26 protein-coding genes and 2 pseudogenes are annotated in these 20,129 nt (G+C 33.3%); 17 read left to right on the top strand and 11 right to left on the bottom strand.

The features are described from left to right. Window positions 1-31: 31 nt before the first annotated feature. The 8 genes and pseudogenes from QO190_RS05765 to QO190_RS05730 all read right to left on the bottom strand — a co-directional run. On the bottom strand, window positions 32-358 hold the full coding sequence (locus QO190_RS05765; RefSeq protein WP_371462065.1) for a DUF6660 family protein: 327 nt from the start codon (window positions 356-358) through the stop codon (window positions 32-34). Window positions 359-417: 59 nt separating this feature from the next. Further along, the gene (locus QO190_RS05760; RefSeq protein WP_371462064.1) at window positions 418-825 is read right to left on the bottom strand and encodes a Fur family transcriptional regulator; all 408 of its coding nucleotides are present in this window, start codon (window positions 823-825) and stop codon (window positions 418-420) included. A 6-nt stretch (window positions 826-831) separates the two neighbouring features. After that, the gene (locus QO190_RS05755; RefSeq protein WP_024566615.1) at window positions 832-1,170 is read right to left on the bottom strand and encodes a hypothetical protein; all 339 of its coding nucleotides are present in this window, start codon (window positions 1,168-1,170) and stop codon (window positions 832-834) included. 69 nt (window positions 1,171-1,239) lie between these two features. Next, on the bottom strand, window positions 1,240-1,449 hold the full coding sequence (locus QO190_RS05750) for a GDCCVxC domain-containing (seleno)protein (protein ID WP_078679374.1): 210 nt from the start codon (window positions 1,447-1,449) through the stop codon (window positions 1,240-1,242). After that, complete coding sequence (gene merTP, locus QO190_RS05745; RefSeq protein WP_024566614.1) at window positions 1,449-2,051, bottom strand: mercuric transport protein MerTP; 603 nt, start codon at window positions 2,049-2,051, stop codon at window positions 1,449-1,451. The genes QO190_RS05750 and merTP overlap by 1 nt, the downstream gene beginning before the upstream one ends. Continuing rightward, window positions 2,045-2,422: a metalloregulator ArsR/SmtB family transcription factor gene (locus QO190_RS05740; RefSeq protein ID WP_024566613.1), complete on the bottom strand. Its 378-nt coding sequence runs from the start codon at window positions 2,420-2,422 to the stop codon at window positions 2,045-2,047. The genes merTP and QO190_RS05740 overlap by 7 nt, the downstream gene beginning before the upstream one ends. A gap of 149 nt (window positions 2,423-2,571) precedes the next feature. Beyond that, window positions 2,572-3,795 (bottom strand): annotated as a pseudogene (locus QO190_RS05735) (TraM recognition domain-containing protein); the annotation flags it as partial. A gap of 136 nt (window positions 3,796-3,931) precedes the next feature. Further along, window positions 3,932-4,408 (bottom strand): annotated as a pseudogene (locus tag QO190_RS05730) (Arm DNA-binding domain-containing protein); the annotation flags it as partial. Window positions 4,409-4,764: 356 nt separating this feature from the next. Between QO190_RS05730 and QO190_RS05725 the strand changes: the two are divergent. The 8 genes from QO190_RS05725 to QO190_RS05690 all read left to right on the top strand — a co-directional run bounded on the left by QO190_RS05725 (window position 4,765) and on the right by QO190_RS05690 (window position 11,990). Next, on the top strand, window positions 4,765-6,507 hold the full coding sequence (locus QO190_RS05725) for a helix-turn-helix domain-containing protein (RefSeq protein ID WP_371462063.1): 1,743 nt from the start codon (window positions 4,765-4,767) through the stop codon (window positions 6,505-6,507). Between the two features lie 60 nt (window positions 6,508-6,567). Further along, complete coding sequence (locus QO190_RS05720; protein ID WP_371462062.1) at window positions 6,568-7,413, top strand: RteC domain-containing protein; 846 nt, start codon at window positions 6,568-6,570, stop codon at window positions 7,411-7,413. A gap of 232 nt (window positions 7,414-7,645) precedes the next feature. Then, window positions 7,646-7,909, top strand: a complete 264-nt coding sequence (locus tag QO190_RS05715; protein ID WP_371462061.1) for a helix-turn-helix domain-containing protein — start codon at window positions 7,646-7,648, stop codon at window positions 7,907-7,909. Between the two features lie 170 nt (window positions 7,910-8,079). Continuing rightward, entirely contained in the window at window positions 8,080-8,496 is a 417-nt protein-coding gene (locus tag QO190_RS05710) for a hypothetical protein (RefSeq protein WP_371481276.1), read from the top strand. Next, on the top strand, window positions 8,493-8,744 hold the full coding sequence (locus QO190_RS05705) for a DUF3853 family protein (protein WP_371462059.1): 252 nt from the start codon (window positions 8,493-8,495) through the stop codon (window positions 8,742-8,744). Before QO190_RS05710 ends, QO190_RS05705 begins: the two co-directional genes overlap by 4 nt. Continuing rightward, the gene (locus tag QO190_RS05700) at window positions 8,744-9,535 is read left to right on the top strand and encodes a hypothetical protein (RefSeq protein ID WP_371462058.1); all 792 of its coding nucleotides are present in this window, start codon (window positions 8,744-8,746) and stop codon (window positions 9,533-9,535) included. Before QO190_RS05705 ends, QO190_RS05700 begins: the two co-directional genes overlap by 1 nt. A gap of 59 nt (window positions 9,536-9,594) precedes the next feature. Next, complete coding sequence (locus QO190_RS05695; RefSeq protein ID WP_371462057.1) at window positions 9,595-10,728, top strand: hypothetical protein; 1,134 nt, start codon at window positions 9,595-9,597, stop codon at window positions 10,726-10,728. A 419-nt stretch (window positions 10,729-11,147) separates the two neighbouring features. Next, window positions 11,148-11,990 (top strand): toprim domain-containing protein, encoded by an 843-nt coding sequence (locus QO190_RS05690; RefSeq protein WP_371462056.1) that lies wholly within the window; start codon window positions 11,148-11,150, stop codon window positions 11,988-11,990. Window positions 11,991-12,063: 73 nt separating this feature from the next. Here QO190_RS05690 and QO190_RS05685 read toward each other — a convergent pair whose 3' ends face one another. Next, window positions 12,064-12,240 carry a histone H1 gene (locus tag QO190_RS05685; protein ID WP_371462055.1) on the bottom strand — a complete coding sequence of 59 codons (177 nt, stop codon included), beginning with the start codon at window positions 12,238-12,240 and terminating at the stop codon, window positions 12,064-12,066. Window positions 12,241-12,392: 152 nt separating this feature from the next. Here QO190_RS05685 and QO190_RS05680 point away from each other — a divergent pair, with 152 nt between their 5' ends. Together QO190_RS05680 and QO190_RS05675 are read left to right on the top strand one after the other, a co-directional pair. Continuing rightward, window positions 12,393-13,565 (top strand): NUMOD4 domain-containing protein, encoded by a 1,173-nt coding sequence (locus QO190_RS05680; protein ID WP_371462054.1) that lies wholly within the window; start codon window positions 12,393-12,395, stop codon window positions 13,563-13,565. 170 nt (window positions 13,566-13,735) lie between these two features. Then, window positions 13,736-14,041, top strand: coding sequence for a hypothetical protein (locus QO190_RS05675; RefSeq protein ID WP_371462053.1), 306 nt, complete (start codon window positions 13,736-13,738; stop codon window positions 14,039-14,041). Between the two features lie 165 nt (window positions 14,042-14,206). Here QO190_RS05675 and QO190_RS05670 read toward each other — a convergent pair whose 3' ends face one another. Together QO190_RS05670 and QO190_RS05665 are read right to left on the bottom strand one after the other, a co-directional pair. Then, on the bottom strand, window positions 14,207-14,644 hold the full coding sequence (locus tag QO190_RS05670; RefSeq protein WP_371462052.1) for a HipA N-terminal domain-containing protein: 438 nt from the start codon (window positions 14,642-14,644) through the stop codon (window positions 14,207-14,209). Beyond that, window positions 14,638-15,753: a HipA domain-containing protein gene (locus QO190_RS05665; RefSeq protein ID WP_371462051.1), complete on the bottom strand. Its 1,116-nt coding sequence runs from the start codon at window positions 15,751-15,753 to the stop codon at window positions 14,638-14,640. The genes QO190_RS05670 and QO190_RS05665 overlap by 7 nt, the downstream gene beginning before the upstream one ends. Window positions 15,754-16,676: 923 nt before the next feature. Between QO190_RS05665 and QO190_RS05660 the strand changes: the two genes are divergently transcribed. The 7 genes from QO190_RS05660 to QO190_RS05630 are packed head-to-tail and all read left to right on the top strand — an operon-like array spanning window position 16,677 to window position 20,129. Further along, on the top strand, window positions 16,677-17,081 hold the full coding sequence (locus QO190_RS05660; RefSeq protein ID WP_281715093.1) for a single-stranded DNA-binding protein: 405 nt from the start codon (window positions 16,677-16,679) through the stop codon (window positions 17,079-17,081). Between the two features lie 41 nt (window positions 17,082-17,122). Continuing rightward, on the top strand, window positions 17,123-17,308 hold the full coding sequence (locus tag QO190_RS05655; protein WP_281715094.1) for an addiction module toxin RelE: 186 nt from the start codon (window positions 17,123-17,125) through the stop codon (window positions 17,306-17,308). A gap of 19 nt (window positions 17,309-17,327) precedes the next feature. Continuing rightward, the gene (locus QO190_RS05650) at window positions 17,328-17,825 is read left to right on the top strand and encodes a hypothetical protein (RefSeq protein WP_371462049.1); all 498 of its coding nucleotides are present in this window, start codon (window positions 17,328-17,330) and stop codon (window positions 17,823-17,825) included. Window positions 17,826-17,827: 2 nt separating this feature from the next. Further along, entirely contained in the window at window positions 17,828-18,166 is a 339-nt protein-coding gene (locus QO190_RS05645; protein ID WP_371462048.1) for a penicillin-binding protein, read from the top strand. 12 nt (window positions 18,167-18,178) lie between these two features. Then, window positions 18,179-18,715, top strand: coding sequence for a PRTRC system protein E (locus QO190_RS05640; protein ID WP_371462047.1), 537 nt, complete (start codon window positions 18,179-18,181; stop codon window positions 18,713-18,715). 17 nt (window positions 18,716-18,732) lie between these two features. After that, window positions 18,733-18,951: a PRTRC system protein C gene (locus QO190_RS05635; RefSeq protein ID WP_371462046.1), complete on the top strand. Its 219-nt coding sequence runs from the start codon at window positions 18,733-18,735 to the stop codon at window positions 18,949-18,951. Between the two features lie 17 nt (window positions 18,952-18,968). Then, window positions 18,969-20,129 carry a hypothetical protein gene (locus tag QO190_RS05630; protein ID WP_371462045.1) on the top strand — a complete coding sequence of 387 codons (1,161 nt, stop codon included), beginning with the start codon at window positions 18,969-18,971 and terminating at the stop codon, window positions 20,127-20,129.

Here is a 20,129-nt window from a genome sequence, read left to right as displayed (position 1 = left end):
CCCCACCTATAAATGCATTTGCTAAAAAATATTAAGCATTAATCTTTGGCGGTTGCCAAATACTTCCTGAGTAGAAGGAAATTAAAGTAAAATCACGAAGTGTAATTTTTTTAACAACAAGAGTGGGTTTAGGTTGCTTGATTTCAAAAGGTTTGAAATGGTAAGTAGCAATACTTATACTACAACAATTGCAATAACAAAAAGGACTGCAATTGTCATCGCTATCTTGATTGTGGTCGTGAGATTGAACGGTTTCAATTTTAGGAATGGTATCCTCACACTGATTACTTCCATCGCTACAAGGCAATGAAGAAAGTACCATCAGGTAAAAAGTCAATATTGTGATTATCCATCTCATTTATAGTACAAATATAGAAAAATAATCCTTGCAATCCGATTGCAAAGTTTCATAGCATGTTAGTTGCATCTGTCACATCGTCCTTTAAGTACCAAATTGATGCCTTCTAATTTAAAATTTTGTGGAATATTGATGTTTGGAATTTCGGTATCGGTAAGACAAAAAGTTCGCTGGCACTGGGAGCAATGAAAATGCGTATGCTGTTCTGAAGGTTTGCAATTGCAACCCGATTGACAAAGTGCATATTTTACAACTCCTGTTCCGTCGTCAATAGTATGGATAAGTTTGTGCTCTAAAAAAGTTTTCAGCGTTCTGAATAGCGTTACATTATCAGCTTTTTCAAATTGCTCCGCCAATTCTTTATGACTTACTGCATATTGTTGTTTCAATAGCTTTTCTGCTACCAACAAACGCATAGCGGTGGGTTTTATAGCTTTTTGCTGTAAAATTTTTTCTAATTCAGTCATTGTGATTTAATTTTCTATCGTCCAATCATCATTATCGTCCTCGTCAACTGATATTTGCTCAATGATGCTGTTTGCTGCACTGTCAGAGTATGTACCATAACCATTTACGAAAACACCTTTTGCTCCATCTTTTTGGTTTCTCATCGCATATAAGATAGCCTCATCTTCCAAGTCATTAAGCCCAGTAAAACGATAAATTTTATCAATAACAATGTCCCTTAAATTAACTTTCTCTCCGTCTATTTTGTACGAAATGTTTTCTTCCAATAGATTAAAGTCTTCCGTATAACCCCTTTGTCTTAGTACTTCAATTACTTCTGATAATGTTTTTTCTGTTGATAGCATAAGTATTCTTCTTAAATTTTTGAAAATATTTTTTGAAAAAACTGAACATTTTTTTCTCTTAATTGGTTTCTAATAGCAACATTTTTTATCCTGTTGTATTGATGGACAAGGAACACTGGCATAACTACAATACACACAACAATCGCCTTGTAATGGTTTTAATCTTGTCTTGCAATTTTCACATTCATAAAAATATTGGCAAGCATCTGTTGGCATTGTTTCCTCTTTTTTGTATCCGCAATTTGGGCAAGTTATAATTGATTGTAATTTAATTTCCATTATGATATAATTTTACTTTTTAGTGATTTATAACCTGTCGAATTGATAGCTTTTTCAATTTCTATAATACTTGTTTGTTTGTTGTCAAACTTAACAATGGCATTGCCTTTCTCATAAGAAACCACAACTTCCACAATTCCTTTTAGTTTACTAACTTCCGTTTTAACGTGGTGTTCACAACCTGAACAAGTCATCCCTTTGATTGTAAACTCAACTTTCTGAATTTTGGAAGTTTGGGTAATAATTGCTTTACTTTCGGTCTTTGGAAAAAAGATGTGAGCATAAAGCGGAAATGATAAAAGTAAAGCCGCCATAACGGTAATAATTCCTAAAAATGATTTTGTTTTCATAAAGTTTGATTTTTCAGTTGTTTCACAGTTGCAGTCAATTTTCTTTTGCGGTTTCAATTTTTGATACCAAGCAAAAGCAAGCACTAAAATAGTTAACCCGATAAAATATGGACGAAAAGGTTCGAGCCAAGAGAAAGTTGAAGCAAGTCCACTTGTTCCTGCTATGAGAGCCAAAACAGGTGTAATGCAACATAATGAAGCTGCTATTGCTGTCAAAAGTCCAGTCCCAATTAGTTTTCCGTCCGTTACCATATTGTTTCTAAATTTTTTTTATCGTCAAGTATTTTAAAAAATGGGTCCAACATTTTCTCATACTCTTTTGTCAATGAGTAAAAAATGGTTTGCGCCTCTCTTTCGGTTTCAATAAGCTTTCGGTCTTTAAGTTTTCTCAAGTGCTGAGAAATCGCTGAAATTGTCATTCCAAGAATTTCACTCACATCACAAACACAAAGTCGTTTTTCTTCATAAAGAAGAAACAGAATTTTCAGTCTTACATTGTTTCCAGTCAATTCAAGTGCGTTCGACAAATAGTCAAACGAACTGTGGAGTTCCGAAACTCTTTCTTTACAGCGATTGATTTGTTTAATGTCTGCCTGTTGTCGTGTACAAGAAGTATTATCCATAATGCAAATGTAACTAATTTGTTTATTTAAGCAAATGCTAAATTATGAGTATTAAAATTTGGCATTTTATATGTTGACGTAATGGTGCTGTTACTTTTAATTCTTCTAACAATATATTAATAGAAAAATCACAAAAATATTTAGTATAATCATTCTTTCTGCACCAAATGCTGTAAGTTACGGTCATTCTTGATACGCTCCATTTCACTAACAACAATATTCAGAATGTCTGATTTTATCTGCTTGTAATTGTTTTCTATTTCCTGCTTCATCTTATCCTCGCCCTGCTCATTTACAAAAGATAAGATTTGCGGTATTTGCTGATAGGCTTTGCTTTCTGCCGCTACCTTTTCATTGTCCACTACAATTTCGGCGTGAAATATCTTCTGCTCGATACGTTCATCAAAGTTATCTGATACAGAACCAACAAACAAACCTTGTGTAAGTGTTGAGATTTTGGAAGCCGGAATAAGGCTGTCTAACTGTGTCGAAATAGAGGTAGATTTATCATTGCGGTTAATGGTCATACTTTGGCGTTTCTGTAATACTTTACCGAAACGTTCCGAAAGGCTTTTTGCTGTTTCGCCAACCACCTGACCACTGAATATATTACCGACAGTATTCTGTATTACCTTGCTTTCCTTGTCGCCGTAATCCCTTGTTAATTGCGGAAAATCCTGAAAGCCCAAACATACCGCTACCTTATTACTTCTCGCCGTTGCGATAAGATTGTCCAGTCCCCTGAAATAAATCGTGGGCAACTCATCTATGATAACCGAACTCTTTAGCTGTCCCTTTTTATTAATCAGTTTTACAATCCTTGAATTGTACAAACCCAACGCTGCTGAATAAATATTTTGACGGTCGGGATTGTTACCCACGCACAAAATTTTAGGTTCTTTCGGGTTGTTGATGTCAAGCGTAAAATCATCGCCTGTCATTACCCAGTATAGTTGTGGGCTGATCATTCTTGATAGCGGAATTTTTGCCGATGCTATTTGTCCTTGCAACTGGTCTTGCGCTCCGCCTTGCCACGCATCCATAAAGGGCGACAAATAATTTTCCAAATCGGGGTATGATGTTAAAATCGTGAATACGTCCGAATACTTTTTATTCAGTAATTCAATAGCGTGTGGGAATGTACAATACTTGCCATCCTCATAGATTTTCAGATACCAAATAATAGCAGCCAATAAGATAATTGGGCTTTCCACGAAAAAATCCCCTTGCTTCTGTATCCACGACCTGTTAAGGTTCAGCATTATGGTATATGCGGCTTCGTAGGCATCTGAAATATCCGTCATAAAGTCGGGATTGAGCGGGTTGCAACGGTGGCTCTTGCGTGGGTCGTCGAAATTTATCACGTAAAATTTTGTCACGTCCTAAAAAAAGTTTACACTTTTTATATTAATACTAAAATTCGTTTGCTGTTCAAATATAATCCTAAAATAATTTGTCGTTTATTCATTCTTTTACACTTTTTTGTGTAAAGCTATTTTAGGACAAGACATCACGATGATAGCGTTCTTTGATAAACGTGGTAAGATGATTGTAAACTGTGATATACTTGTTGTAGGTGCTTTGTGAGCGTTCTTCCTTTTCGACCAGTTTTTTAAAATCCTCATTTTGGTCGTTGAAGACTTTAAGTATTGCATCATCCATTACACCAACACCTAAAAAAGATAGCTTTACTTTTTGGGCGGTCGCAAAGCCCTCGTGCTTCAGCATATCTTCATAAATCTTGTCGATACGCCCACGTATGTTATCCAGTTTTTTATTAATGCTTAGTGCCTGCGCACTTTTTCCCTGAACTCTTCCGTGTTTCAAATCCCAATTATTGGGGTCAATTTCTAACTTTGTTCCGAAAGTCTTAGGGGTTCCGTCAATGGTAATACGTGCCATAATCGGGGCATTACCGTTCTTTTTCAGTTCGTTCTTTTTCAAATAGAAAAGCAGTTTGAACGTCGATTTTTTTGTCTGCTCCATAACTCAAATGTTTAATGTTTAAAATTAAATTACATTGAGTTACAAGGGAATGTAGAAAAGGGCGCAAAAGACTGAAATATAATCAGTTAAGCCATATCATTACCTTTGTCAATCGGTAACGAATTAGTAACCTAACCTTGTCAATTTAAGCCCCAAACCTATCAGACACCGACTTCTGAACTAAGACTACTCTTTTTATAAAGCCTTGTATAGCAAAGGTTTTAACCGTTTTGCTTATTTTTGCTTTTTACTAATCTTTTTTAATTAAAGTCAATATATAATTATTTACTGTTTAAGAGGACTAAAACAATCGTTTAATTGATGACTTTTATTAAATTTGAATATATTTTTCCATTATGTTCTATAATAATAAGATATTATTGATTATTTTTAATTTGATTTTGTTATCCATACAAGGTCAGGAACGACAGGAAAAATACCTCAAAGAATCTTATGATAAAATTTATGGTCTGTTTGAGTCTTATTCTGAAAATGACGATAGGGCAATGTCTTTTGTCAATAGGTATATTGATAAAGCAAAGAATGAACGTAATTTAAGTAAACTGATTGAAGGATATGAGGAAGCGATTTACTATAACAAAAGTATAGATAGAAAACTCTCCTATGCAGACAGTACGATTATTACTGCAAAAAAGTACAATAATCCGAGTCAGATTTCCAGAGCTTACCTTGGAAAAGGAATTATTTATTATTACAACCGAAGACAGTATAGATTAGCTTTAGATCAGTATCTTCTTGCGTTTAAATTTTCAAAAGATTCAAAGGATGATTACCTTAAAAATAAAATCATCTACCATTTAGGAATGGTCAAATGCTATTTGGGGTATTATAAGGAAGCAGCTGAGCATTTTGAAGAAGCCGCCGGCTACTTTGAAAGTCATATGTCGGAAAATATTCATCCTAATCTGAAGCTCAATAATGAATCCGGATATTTCAACAGTATTTACCGTTTAAGTACCTGCTATAAAAACCTGCATTTATACCGCAAAGAAGATTCCCTTATTACTATTGGTCTGGAAAGACTGCAAAATACGAGTGAACTTTCTATAGAGTATGGATATTTTCAGAAAGGGAAAGGAGTTCAGCTTTTAAAAGCAGGAAAATCGGATGAAGCTTTAACACATCTTGAGCTTTCGCAGGATATTTTAATCCATAATCAGGATTATACGTCATTGAATACCGTCTATTTTTACCTGGGAAAGCTGTATTGGCAGAGAGGCAACAGAACAAAGTCATTGCATTATCTTAATAAAGTAGATTCACTGGTCAATAAATTTCGGTTTATTACCCCGGAGATCAGGGAAGGTTATGAATATCTGATCAAAGATGCCAAGCAAAGCCGGAACTCTAAAAAGCAGCTATATTATACCAATCAGCTTTTAAAGGCGGACTCCATCATCAATGCCGACTTTGCCATGCTGTCTTCAAAAATCTACCGTGAATATGATACCGGTACTTTATTAGCAGAGAAAAAGCAACTTGAAGAGGAGCATCATAATGGTCTTGTACTTTTATATATTTCCATTGCCATTGGTATTCTTTTATTGCTATTAGCAGGTTTTTCAATTTGGAGATTTCGGAATTCAAAAAAAAGAGAGCATGAAATTGACATTAAGTATCAGGAATTATTGCAAAGATTTAATGATTCTAAAAAATATGATGCTTTCGAAGGTACTTCCAATATTCCTTCCTATGGGAGAAGCACATACAATCAGGAAATCATTGATGAAGTCAAAAGCCATCTGGAACTTTTTGAAAACAAAAAATTTTTTCTCAAGAAAAATCTTACCCTTCCAATTGTTGCTAAGATGATAGGAAGTCATCGTACGCAATTATCATATGTTCTCAATGAACATTATCAGATGACATTTAATAGATACCTTAAAGTTTTGCGTATTCAATACATCACCAATCTGCTTTTGGAGAATAGCAAATACCTCAATTATTCAATTGATAGTCTTGCTGAAGAATGCGGAATGACAAGCAGGCAGGTTTTTTCCATACATTTTATGGAGATCAATGGTATGAGACCGGTTGATTTTATAAGAAAGAGAAAGGAAGAACTGGAAAAATCCTGATTTTTTTACCATTAGTCCGGTTTTTACGTTAAAAGTAACATTAAATAAAAAAATAGACGTATGAACCGAGAAAATTTCAGAAAGAAAATTGATCAGCTATGGAAACAACTGACAACAACCGTAGACCAGATTAACAGAAGCGATAATGATATTGTCATTCGGGCTGAAGAGATCCTGATGGAAACCGACACAGCCATTAGGCAACTTAAGGATATTTTAAAGCAGTACCGGTTCTCGGATTGGAGTGATGAGATTTTTTTTTTCAAGAAAACCAAACCGCAATTCGTAGCGGTGTATATTTATTACTCCAAAGTTTTGGCAATAGAAGCCTCCAAGCCTTATGCTGATCCTCATGCATTACAAGCCTATTATGAAAAAGAAAGAGCTAATCTTTTGTATTTCTATAATGAGCAAAAAGAATTTATCAGCTACTACCGTCGGAAATCTACCTATCTGGATAAGAAATACTTTCTCCGTTTCAAAATTGATTTCAAACTAAAGCTCAGTCCGGAACTGTACAGCTATGATGAAGGATTCTCAACTTCTCACGACCATATTGTTTCTCAAATTCTTGGGAATGATTTATTAGATCAGTACTTAACAGGTAAAATCGATTCAAAAGACCGTCAGGAAAGTTCAATAGCTCATATTAAGAACCTGGAATGGACGGCTCCGAAGGTTGCCTTAATCGAGTTGTTGTATTCACTTCATCAAACCAAATGTTTCAACGGAGGTCATTCAGATCTTGCCGAAATTTTCAGGTGGGCGGAAAACGCTTTGAATATTAATTTAGGCAATTACCACAAAACATTAGGTGAAATAAGATTACGAAAAACCGACAGAACCAAATTTATAACGTTACTTAAGAAAAATTTAGACCAGTTTCTTGAGGATTTGGATGTATAATATGAATTATGATGTTTTTAGACCAATTTTTACGATGAAAAGCAGATATTTATTTTATTATATCTGATTTTCCAGCTTTTCTTGAGCTTTCAATGAATAATTCCATTGATTTTTACTTGTAAACCTGTTTATTAATAGCTGATACAAAGAAATCTTTCGGTAGTACCGAAAAGCTACCGAAAGATATTTTCTGTGATTTTGAAATTTTGTCAGACAAAACAATCTTGAAATCATGGATATATCAGTTATTACCAAGGAAGACCTTCAGCAGTTTAAAACTGAACTTCTGGAAGGTATCAGACATCTTCTCAAAGAGAATAGTACAGAACAAAAATTATGGCTTCGGACTTCCGAGGTCAAAAAGCTACTCAATATATCTTCAGGAACCTTACAGAATCTGAGGATCAATGGGACTTTGTCCTGTAGTAAGGTGGGGGGAACCCTCTATTACAATTACAAAGATATTCAGAAGCTAATGGAAGGCACCCAATCTTAATTTTTAATCTGAATTATATGAACCAGACTAAAAATATCATCGATTTTTTTGAACGCATAATTAAAGATGATCGCTTGCTTCCATCTCATATCAGCATGTACGTTTCACTTTTTCAATTGTGGAGTTTCAACAGCTTTCGGAATCCTTTTCGGATTAACCGTGAAGATGTCATGAAAGTGAGTAAAATAAAATCTTTGGCTACCTACCATAAATGTATCAGAGAACTGCATCAGGCAGGATTCATCATTTATTCCCCCAGCTATAACGCATACAGGGGCAGTTTAATTGAAATGACAAATTTTGACAGCGAAGCGATAGTTGAAAGTACTTTAGTTCAGGATCAAAAAGCATTTTCGGGAAAGGAGTACCATTTTACCGCACCGATGTTTAATGAAGTAGAACTCTATTTTAACGAGCGGGATTTTCCTTCTGCAGAAGCATCTGCTTTTTATTCCTTTTATCAATCCAGGAATTGGTTATTGTACAACAGTAAATTAATGACCAGTTGGGAGGCTGCCGCAAGGAACTGGATTTCTGAACTGAAGAAAAGTGATAGAAACGTACGAACTAAAAATAACAGTCAATGAAAAACATAGATCCACTAACCCCTATCTGGAAGCTTACGGTTGAAGAATTTCTGGAAGTTTGCAAAGAACTTAGCTCTGAAGGCAAATATGAGTATGGACTGAAAGGATTGGCAAAGCTACTTGGCTGTTCTGTTTCAAAAGCTTCGGAGATTAAGTCTTCCGGTATATTAAATAATGCCATTATTCAAAGAGGGAATATCATCATCATTAACAAAGAAAAGGCATTAAAGCTTTTTGCCAAAAAATAATGAAGCACTATCAGGAACTTATACAAAGATTTTGGGATTTGAACCAAAAAATGCATCTCGGCTCCAATGCCATTGCAATGTATCTGTATCTGCTAAAATTAGGAAATGATAACAAAGGATATGATATAATTGTTTCCGATGTTGATGTCAGTAAAGTTTTAGGACTGGCAAGAAATACGATAAAACCAACAAAAGAAAAGCTGGGTAGCATTGGATTAATTCAGTATAAAAATAAGAAGGGGAGAGCTTGTTCCTACCAATTACTGCCAGATTATGATGCGCAGATTTCCGAATCTGAAAAAGCTCAAAAGGTAAAAACCAGAAAAAAAATCAATCCTTCAATAGTTAAAAAAGATGAAAATGCATCATCGGTTGTTGTACCTATTCAAAATACAGAGGAAATAACAGTACAACAAAGCGAACCTTTACCTGTTAATCCATTAAAATATCATTTTGAAGCGACTGATATTCCTTCTCTGGAAGAATTTATAGCGTTTGCCCAAACGTTGGAGGGCTACGAAACATCGCTGGACTCCGAGATTGAGAAAAAATACTTATCCTGGGTTGGTAATCATTGGCGAAGTGTTTCGGACAGGCCCATTACCAACTGGAAATCTTCTTTGAAAAATACTTTTCCTTATATGATCAATAAGACCGATGACAATACCATGCGTATTGACTCAATTCCAGATATCAAACGACCTAAATCTTCTGATCCAAAAAAGTTGAATGACCAAAAAAACTGTATCCATTCTATAAGACAGAAAGGTAAAAAATTGAATTGTGATTGAATACGGATGATTGAAAATTACAATTTAAGATGATTAATTAAACATAGCAGAATACGATAATGGCTGTTCCCGAAAAAGATATAAGGCTTGTCCGTAAAAAATTTGAAGATAAAACTGAAAAAGTTCCTGACAAAATACGTCTGGGAAACCATTTTGTGGATGATTTTATTTTTGAAGACCATCAGGCTGCGGATATCCCCATCAATGCGCTTCGGGTGATCTTCAATATTATTTCCATAATCAGCAGTGAGCAGTTTCGTCCTGAAGACCGTCCGAAACAACTGTCATTATTTGATGAAGAATTTGAAACCGAGAACAATATTTTTGCTTCCATTAAGATCAGGAATAGTAAAATCTCTCCTAGCGGTTCAACAAAGCAGGTGATAGATGCCTATGAATTTCTTGCCAAATTCAAAATGGCGTGGTACAAATCACTCAATTCAAAAGGGAAGGAGATTAAAACCTTTGGCGGCTTAATCTCCACTCCGAGCTATGACCAGCGAGGCTTTACCAGTTTTCTCATCAGCAGCTATTGGCTGAAAAGGCTGATGATTATCCCTGAATACAACTATATCCTATACAATCTGGTCTACAATATCAGAAACAATAAGCATATTATTTTTGCGATATGGCTTTCAAAGCTTCCTGAAAACGGAACGGTTTTAAAACTCCATACACTGAATAAAAAGTTTGGATTGAATTACAAAACAACTAAGGATTTTTGCTTTAAATTTTTAAAACCCGCAAGAATCGGTTTGAATACTTTCAATACATTATCGTTCAACTATACCTACAACAAGGATTCAATTTCCATTATTCCATTTTTGACAAAAACGATTTTAGATAGCAATAATCTATCTATAAATACAAAAATTCCACCCGGGTCAGGCGAAACGTTTCCTGAACAGAGTCAAAAAATCAACCGAAGATTGATGTATTTCAAAAAAAGATATGGTTTGAAGGAAATTGAAATGTTGCAGTTCTTTCATCAGTACAGGCATATTCCACAAACCAGGGTATTGATAGAAAAAGCTTTCAAAGAGTTTATCCAGATAAATCGAATGAAAGGAATTAAAACAACAGAATTTCGGGGAATTGCTTTTCTGAATGAAATTCAGGAGCTCATTATAAAATTATACAGGACTACCAAAATGGGAGAAATACTCCCCAACGGTTACCCGATCATTGTCTGATTTCGGAATTGCACTCACCCGGAATTCGGAATTGCACTCACTAAAGTTAAGAAAATGTTAAAATATTCGATTTTTTGACTGCGAATTCGGAATTGCACTCACTCCCATGTTTTTGAATCCTTCAAAAAAGTGGATAACCATAAAATATTGTGGATAATACCAAATATCAACCGAAAACTAAAAATTGAATTCGGAATTGCACTCACCATAAATAGGGGTAGTTTTCGGAATTGCGCTCACTCCACTTTCGGAATTGCACTCACCGGAATTCGGAATTGCACTCACCGAAAAAGTGACTGAAACCCTTTTCCATAGGGCGATGCAGCACGTAATTAAAAGTATTATAAAAGTAATTAAAAAGTCTTTTTTTATTTAAAAGGAAAATGTGGATAAAAAAATTGCTTTAAAAAAGAAAAAAAATGAATTGCGAAGAAATCAAACAAAAAATAGGAATCAGAACCGTTCTCGAATCTTTTCATCTTTTTCCTGTTAAAGAAAACAGGAAGACCGCATTTTATTTCGCATTGGACAGAGAAGAAAAAGTTCCCAGTCTTTCCGTTGATTTTGTGAAAAATACAGCGTTTGACTTTGGAACCGGAAAAAGCTATGATGTGATTTCTATTGTGCAACTGATGAAAAAATGTTCTGTTTCGGAAGCGTTGAAATACCTTTCGACATTTAATTTTTCAATGCAAAATGAATCTTTGAATAAAGAAATACAATTTCAAACATCATATAAAATTTTAGAAATTAAAGAAATACGGCATCCTGCTTTAATTCAGTATTTGAAATCCAGAAAAGTTTTTGAGCAAAAGCTTCTGATTAAGGAAATTCATTACGAATTAGAAGGGAAGAAATATTTCGGGATCGGTTTCCAGAACAATTCTGGTGGTTTTGAAATCCGAAATCTTTATTCTAAAATTTGCCTAGGGAATAAAGATATTACATTGATTGAAAGTGAAAATAATCCGAACAGTGAGATTGCCGTTTTCGAGGGCTTTTTTGACTATTTAACCTTCAGGAATCTTGAAAGAGAACACTCTAATTGTGATTATCTGATCTTAAACTCTACGGTAATGCTTTACAAAGTCGAAAAAAAGCTTAAGAAATATGATAAAATTTCTTTGTTTCTTGATAATGATGCCAATGGAAACACAGTTAAAGCAAGAATTCAAAATCAATATCAGAATGTGGAAGACTGTTCTTTAATTTACCATGGTTATAAGGATTTGAATGAGTGGTTTTGCAAAAAGGAAAATTAAAAAGTATTATCTGTATCCTGTTCTGGATATAAAAATCCCTGCTTGTAAAGCAGGGAAGTTAGTTTTGACAAGTTTATTTTTTGGATTCTTCTACAGAAACTTTTCTGAAATCTTTGCACAATTTGCTTAATTCCAGAGCAGATTTTCTTGCTCTTGTTCCAGCTGCCTTGTTTCCTTTTTCAACTTGTTGTTCAGCGTCTTTAGAAAATGCTGCAAATTCAGCATTAATTTTTTCAATAAGTTCTTTCATAAGAATGTTTTATAAATTATTTAATAGGTTTGCAAATATAATCGTTTATTGCATTCTGTAGCACATTGCAGAAGGATTTACATTTTTTTTACCAGTTATACATTAATTTTACTGAGAAATTTTATCTATATTCATATTAATTAAAATTAGCAATGAAACTGCTATTTGAATTAGAAGATCAATATGTTAAAGAAGTACTTTACAATACCTCTTTAACAGACCTTCCTGATGAAGAATGGAAGTTGATTGATGATTTTGAGAATTATGCAATATCTAATTATGGGCGTTTAAAGAGTCTTGAGCGCTGGACTTTTTTACCCGGTAAGAAAAAGGGAAAAAAAGAACCTGAGATGATTATGAAGCTGACATTCGTAAAACAGTTTAATCAGTATCTTCAAAGTAATTTTTATCAGGTTCATTGCACTTTATCTTCAGAAGGGGAGAACTACCGAAAGTCTGTTGCTCGTTTGGTGTATTATCATTTCATTGAAAAATTTGATTTTAATGACCGCAATATTATCATTTCCTGCAAAGATGGTAACAGGCTTCATTTGCATTGGAGTAATCTGGAGAAAATTTCATGTAGTGAAAATCGGTATAAAACTTTCAGCATGAACCGCGCCAGAAACCGAAATACGATTTATTTACAGTCCGTTTGTCAATATACCGTTGAAGGTGAGCTGGTAGCAAGTTTTGAAAGTATGTATGATGCTGAAAAAACGATCGGTATAAGATGTGAAAGAATCATGGACGTTATCAATAAAGAATTTTTAACAGCGGGAGGTTTTCGATGGTTTTTAAAAAGCCAGCCTCCGGAAAAAGAAGATTTTCTGGTTACTCCAAAACCTGACCATTCAATTCCTATACTCAATAAATTACTCTGGAACAGACTTGGGAAACCAACCATTGATAAGAATAATCCGCCTGCCTGCATGAATCTATCTTTGAAAGATCTGCCGGAAGAGCTTTGGAAGGTAATACCTGGTTTTGAAGACCGTTTCGCCGTTTCAGACAAAGGAAGGGTAAAGCGTTTAAGTGGCTGGACTTCCAAGGGGAGAAAAATATTTTTAAAGGAACAGATTTTATCCCAATACCTATATGTTAAAAGTGATGCCTCATCCTCTTTGTATTGCACGTTGCGTCATAATCAAAAGAACGTACCCATCTCTATGGTCAAACTACTTTATTCTTGTTTTGTGACCGAATTTGATATGTATGATAAAAAACTTTTGGTCATTAATAAAAATAAGCCGTTTTGGAATACTAAGCTATCTAAACTTACCCTAAGTTCCATCCATTCTGTTCTTAAGAGAACAATAAAATGATTGTGGCAGAACCTTGCACGGTATCCCTTCCTAATTTCTAATTATATTTGATAATAGTATACTAGTTTATACCAATCTTAAATTAAGGAAATTTTTACTCTTTACGGATTACCGTAAAATACTTTATACATCTTTAATTATTTTTGGATCTAACAAAAATATATTTATTCATGGCAAGATTTATTACTAGGATTGAGTTGCATAATGCTGATTCAGATGACTATGAAATTCTTCATCAAGAAATGGAAAGAGAAGACTTTAATAAAACAATTGAAAGTGATGATAATATAGAATATCATTTACCTGATGGAGAATATTTCTACAATAAAGTAATACCATTTGATCTAGATAAAAAAGATTATGAAATAGTTTTAGAAAAAGCTAAAAAAGCAGCAAGTAAAACCAAAAGATCTTTCAGTATTATTACAAGTAGAACAGATGCTTTAAAATGGCATAATCTTAAAAAAGTCGAATAAAACTAATTCGTTATGGTAATTTTAGGTTGACAATAATGCAAAAAGCACGATTTATTTTAGTATTGATTTTATTTTTAGTATAAAAATATATAAGAAAGATTTAAGGCTGAAAAACAAGAAACCCTCTATTTTAGAGGGTTTCATTATATTAAATTAAAACATTTATTAAACGTTTACTTCCAGTTCAAATGGATTACTAATGGATCTTTTTCCAAATCGTTCTAATAATTGAACATTATCGTCAGGACTAATATTTTCTTTTATTAATATTTCTTTAACCTTAGGCTGTTTTAATCCTGGAATACGAATGTTAAAAAATGGCCATAAGCGATCACTCTCATATCGTTTATTTATATCTGGAAAGCCTATTATTAAATTATAATTATTACTATTATGTTTAAATTCTTCCGAATATTCAAAATACCATGTTCCATTTTCTTTCGAATACGACAATACCCCTACTTTTAAATCTTTTAAAAATAAGTTAAAACTCTTTACAATTGGTTGTAATTCATAACCCTTAGAAGCATCTATAATTTCGTCTACTGGTACAGAAGCTCCTTCTTTTCGTAAAATTGCTAAAATACGTCCTAATCCTAACATAATTTACTTTTTAATTTTTGAAATCTTTCTTTAATAATAATTCGTATAATTTTTTTTCTTTGCTCTGAAAAATAAATAAAAATCTCTTTTTCTAATAAATTTAATATATTATTTTCCATTTCGTCGTTTATAAGCTCTTCAATTATGGATTTGAATTCATCATTATAATTCCACAGAAATTTGATTAATTCAAAATGATTAATTGATTTATCATCTTCTATACTAATTCTTGGACATGAATTCTTTAAATATTTATCTATTAAAGTTCCATTATCTCTATCATAATTAATAAGATACTTTTCAATATTTGCTTCGTCAAAATTCCAAAGCAATCCTCGTGCCGAGTCATATATTGGTGCAAAGATAACACTATTTTTTGTATTTTTGATATTCCTTATTATACCCCAATTGTAAAAGTGTCTATCATTGTTACCTACAATAGCATCAAAAGTCAGCATTTTAACAAACTCTTGCATGATATATTCAAATTCATCAGGAAAAACATTTCTAATAGCATCTTTTACAAACTCAAAAGTAAATAGTTCTCTTGCCATTTTTCTATTATTTGCTATATATCTAGCTTCATCAAAGTTTCCTATATATTCACCACAAATATCTGCAGCATGAACTAAGACTTCTTCTTCAGAACTTAAAAAAAATTTACTTAAAAATCTTATTTGATTATTCGCAATCACTAGTCTAGCTTCATTCATTTTCAGACATAAAATATCACCAATCCTATTTATTGCAAATTCTATAATAGATTCATGAGGATACCATTTTTCGGCTGTTTTTGCAATATATGGGGTCCATGTCTCTAAGTTTTTCTTTTTTAATTTTGAATTTTTAATATACTCATACACAAAAATGAATTGTTTTGGAGCATCACCATCTAATGGTATATCTTTTATATAGTAATTTTTATTTTTAAGAATTTGAATGTTATTAAGATTAAAAATTTCTCCAGAATTACTAATTGAAGTTTCAAGTCTTAGTTTTTTATCAATCATAAACCAAAAATAATTATTTTTACTAGTATAAAATACAATATTGATAAAATACTTATTAATTTTTAATTGTTTTAGATTTTGGAATAAATTAAAAATCATTTTAGTTCTTATTTTGTCGTTATGAAACAAATTTCCGCCATAGTAACGACAAAACACGTCGTATTAAAAATAATATTTTGGTTTCTTAACTAGAGTATATTGAATTTAGATACATGATGAAAGAACTTGAGAGATTAAAAATTTATTATTCAATTTCATGATTTGAATTTTCGACTTAGACCTTCTGAAAACTCTCTGTGTTGCTATTATTTTTGTCAACCTGTTTTTCTGTATTTTTCTGAATAGTTGTATTTTTTAAATTTTCTTTTAAAAATTCACTTGTAAAATTGATTAAGGTTATCAGTTTTTTAATGTAAACTTTTTAAATATATTTTTTAAAAAAGAAACTAAATAAAAATCTGACTATAACTAATTTTTTCAATCTTCAAAAGACGTTGGAAAAGCCATTTTCTTCAGGGGTTTCCTTTTTGGTTTTACGTTGACAAAACGTCGTTGAATGATTTCCTGACTGCGGTTTTACTTTTTACTGTTGCAAATGTAGCACAGCATCATTCACTCAAAAAAATCTTTTTGGGTTTCTAAAAACATTTTCTCCACAAGTTCCAAAAATCTTTTCAGACACTCCTAAATCCTTCGGACAAAAAAATTTCAAGCCCGATTCAAAACTTGTAAGCAATTACGGGAATTGAATCGGGTTTTGTGTACCTGATACTGTGCTGTAATCATCGGCAAAGAAAAAGCCGGAACCTCAGTTGTACGAATCAATTCAACCCAAGACGTTCTTTGACATCAACGGTAAAAACAAAAATAAAAACCAACAAAAAATACCGCATTTCCAACTTGGAAAATACGGAAAAAGAAAAAAGCCGAGTGTCCTCGATACCTAATCAATTCACTCGAAAATTTCAACCAATAACAGACAAAAAATCAATTAAAAAATTAACAAACTAAATCGAAAAATTATGAACATCATCGTAGGCAGAATTACTCAAAATGCAGTAATCAACATCTTAAAAAACGACAAAAAAGTCGTGAACTTTTCGGTAGCCATTAATGACAGCTACAAAACCAAACAAGGGGAACGTAAAGAACAAACCACCTATTACAATTGCTCTTATTGGATAAATACCAAAATAGCAGAGTTTCTTACTAAAGGAACTTTAGTGGAATTATCGGGTAGAACAAGCAGTAGTGCGTGGATAGGAAAGGACGGAGAAATCAAATCGGGATTGAACTTCCGTACATCAAACATCAAATTGCATGGTGGAAAGCAAAAATCTGAATTCAATAATGCATCAACGGTAAATCCACAAAATAACAATAGTAATCCTTTTGCTGATGAAACTGATGACGATTTGCCATTTTAACCTAATCACAGAGAATTATGGAAGCACAATTTAATTTTCAAATGAAAAATCGAAACGACAAAAGAGAATGGGAAAACATTGAGGTTTATTACCAAACTCATTGCGATAGAATCACAGCAATACGCTATGCAAGGAAACTTTCTAAAATATTCAAATCAGAAATCAGAATGACACAAGGAATCAATCCATTCAAAACAAGTGGAACATACATTTATGAAATCGAATAATCTTTAAGAATCAGAAATTATGGCAAACTGGTGCAGTAATACAGTGGTTTTCGAGGGTAATCCCGAAACGATAGAACAGATAAAATGGCTGTTTCAAAGCATGGCAACAAAAGAACAGCAGGAACAAAAAGGGCAACTTCCCGACTTTGTAAATCAATACAATGGCGGATATTTTTTCGATTTGTATTTTGATAATGAAGAAACAACAGTATTTCAGTATCAGACCAGATGGTCGCCCAATATTGAAATTATCCAAGAGATAGCAGAATATTACAAAGTAGATTTTGTGCAGGATTACGAAGAGATGGGAAATCTTATCTACGGACAGGCAATACATCACAATGAAATACTTCAAGACATTTATCTCGAAGACGAAGATTTTGAACAATATGAGTATGATGAAGAAAACGATTGCTATCATTTTGAGGACAAAGAATATGAAAGCGATAGCGAAATCTTGCAAATCCTTTTGGAACGAAAAATCAAAAATCAGTTTAAGATTATTAAAAATCAATAGTTATGACACGTTCAAACTTACATATCAAATTGAGCAATGGAAAATCCATTATATGTGTTGCCGATAGCAGTTCCGCACCCGAACAGGGTTATATTGTAGAACAAATTTTATTGCCACTTCTTTCATTTGACGATAGCGAACAGGAAATGGCTCTACTATCAGAACATTGTACGATGGATGAAAGGCGAACCAACGCAACGTACCGATACACGATTAACCTAATTACTAAAGAAGTTAAGTTTTTTGAAGAGCATTTCAGTTATACAAAGTTGAATTTCAGAAAAGGAAAGGATATAACGGAACGCTATGACATTTACCTAAAATCTATTAAACAGCAATAAAAATTTTAAACAATGCAAACCAATTTTTTCAGACATATAGCGAAATTAAATCTTACAGGTGATTTACACTTCACCCTAAGACCAACAGAAGAAAACAGTTTTGTCCTTTCTGTACTGCTCAATAATGAGCAGTGCGGGGATGAAGCAAGAAAATTGATACCGCCCTTAAATCTAAAGGGCACGGCAGAAGAATTAGACAACGGTTTTTTTGATAGTATTTCTGCACCATTACAGACTGCTTCGGGACTAATGGTAGATATGGAAAGCTTCATGAAGCAACTGGAAGAAGTCAAAAAGAAATCTGCAATGGAAAAAGAAAAGACCGACAAGGAGAAAAAGGAAAAAGAAGCCAAAGAGAAGAAATACAAAGATGCTTTTCAGAAAGCCGAAGCACTCGAAAAAGAGAGTAAATACAAAGAAGCGTGGTCAGCACTTCCGAAAGTATCGGAAAACCCCGATTTCGCAGAAACTATTCGCAAGAAGCAGGCTGAATACGAAAAGCATTTTGCCCCAAGTCTTTTTACAGAACCTGCCAATGAAAATGTTTAATCTCAAAAATCAGAACAATGTTATTAGCAACCCTATTAGAAAGAGTTTTCATACTGAAAGACAACGGACAGGAAATAAAACTGACTGACCCCGAACCCAAATGGAGTGTAGAAGCCGTAATGAATTTTTACGCCAATACTTATCCTATTTTAACTACTGCCAAAGTTTCCGCACCACAAATCAAAGATGATGCTGTAGAATACAAATTCGAGAGCGTAATGGGTACAAAAGGTTAAACCAAAATTTTAAAACGATGAACTATGCAACGCAACATCATATCGGGAAAAATCAGTCTTCCCGAAGAAAAAGAACAACAAATATTACATTGGCAATTGGGCGACTTCGCAAAGTGGCTTCAAAGACCCAAAACAGCACACGAAATACAGAAAGACCAACAGAAATCCGTACCGACAGCAATGCTTTCAATGGTTTTCTGAAGTGTCGTTTTCTTCCAAAACAGGAAGAAATGCCAACCGTACAGGATTGTAAAGAAAGGTTAAAAATAGAAAGGGATTTTTATCAATCCCTTTCCAATTTTGCCCGACAATACAATATAGAGCCGATGCAGACCAAAGATTTTGGATTTCCTTATAATATAGCTTTGGCGATGTGGGATTTAGAAAATAAAGTGGAGCAGGTCAATGAAGATTGGAATAGTTTTAAGCTGATACGGAACAATCGAAAAATTCTTTTTGTGAAAGAGGAACGATATTATACAGGAACATCTCTTTATTATGTTCCCATTGTACCGCTTTTTCAAATGCTGAAAGACCCAAAACATAAACAGAATGCTCAATTACTGCTTTCGGTTTGCAGTTATCTGTATCATATTGCAGATGTACCGTATTACAGACAACAGAACAGTTATATGTATTGGATATACGAAATGCACGAGGATTGGATAGAACAGGGCGATGAAGCTGAAGAAGATATGCAGGAGTTCAGACGTGAATTTAAAATCTCAAAAACAATAGGCGACAAGATAGAGAAAAAACTATTTAACCGTAAAAATCTGGAACTATTTGAAAAGCGTTTGAACCATTTTAAAAGCCGTACTGATTTCGACCACGATTGCTATAAAGTGGCTTCCGATGCTTTTACCCTTTATACGGAATATCCGGAAACAAGCATTTTCAGAAATCAGCCAACCCCCGATAAAAACCCATATTTTGATGATGATGAAAATAGAGCAATCGGTATGGATATGTATATTTCATTTGTTGCCGATACTAAAGGTTGCCTATATGATAATATAGAAGAAAGCATTAATGCAGAGTTCAACGAATACGGAAGTATTGAAGAGCCTACCATATATACTCCTATTAATGGAACTGAATTGAGCAAAGCAGATTTTAATTTTGAAAATCGCTTTTTTACCCTAATGGAAGATTTATATAAAATATTAACTCCTTAA

Source organism: Cloacibacterium sp. Arc13 (assembly GCF_041431305.1).
GTDB lineage: Bacteria > Bacteroidota > Bacteroidia > Flavobacteriales > Weeksellaceae > Cloacibacterium > Cloacibacterium caeni_B.
This window is presented reverse-complemented; position numbering and strand designations above follow the sequence as displayed.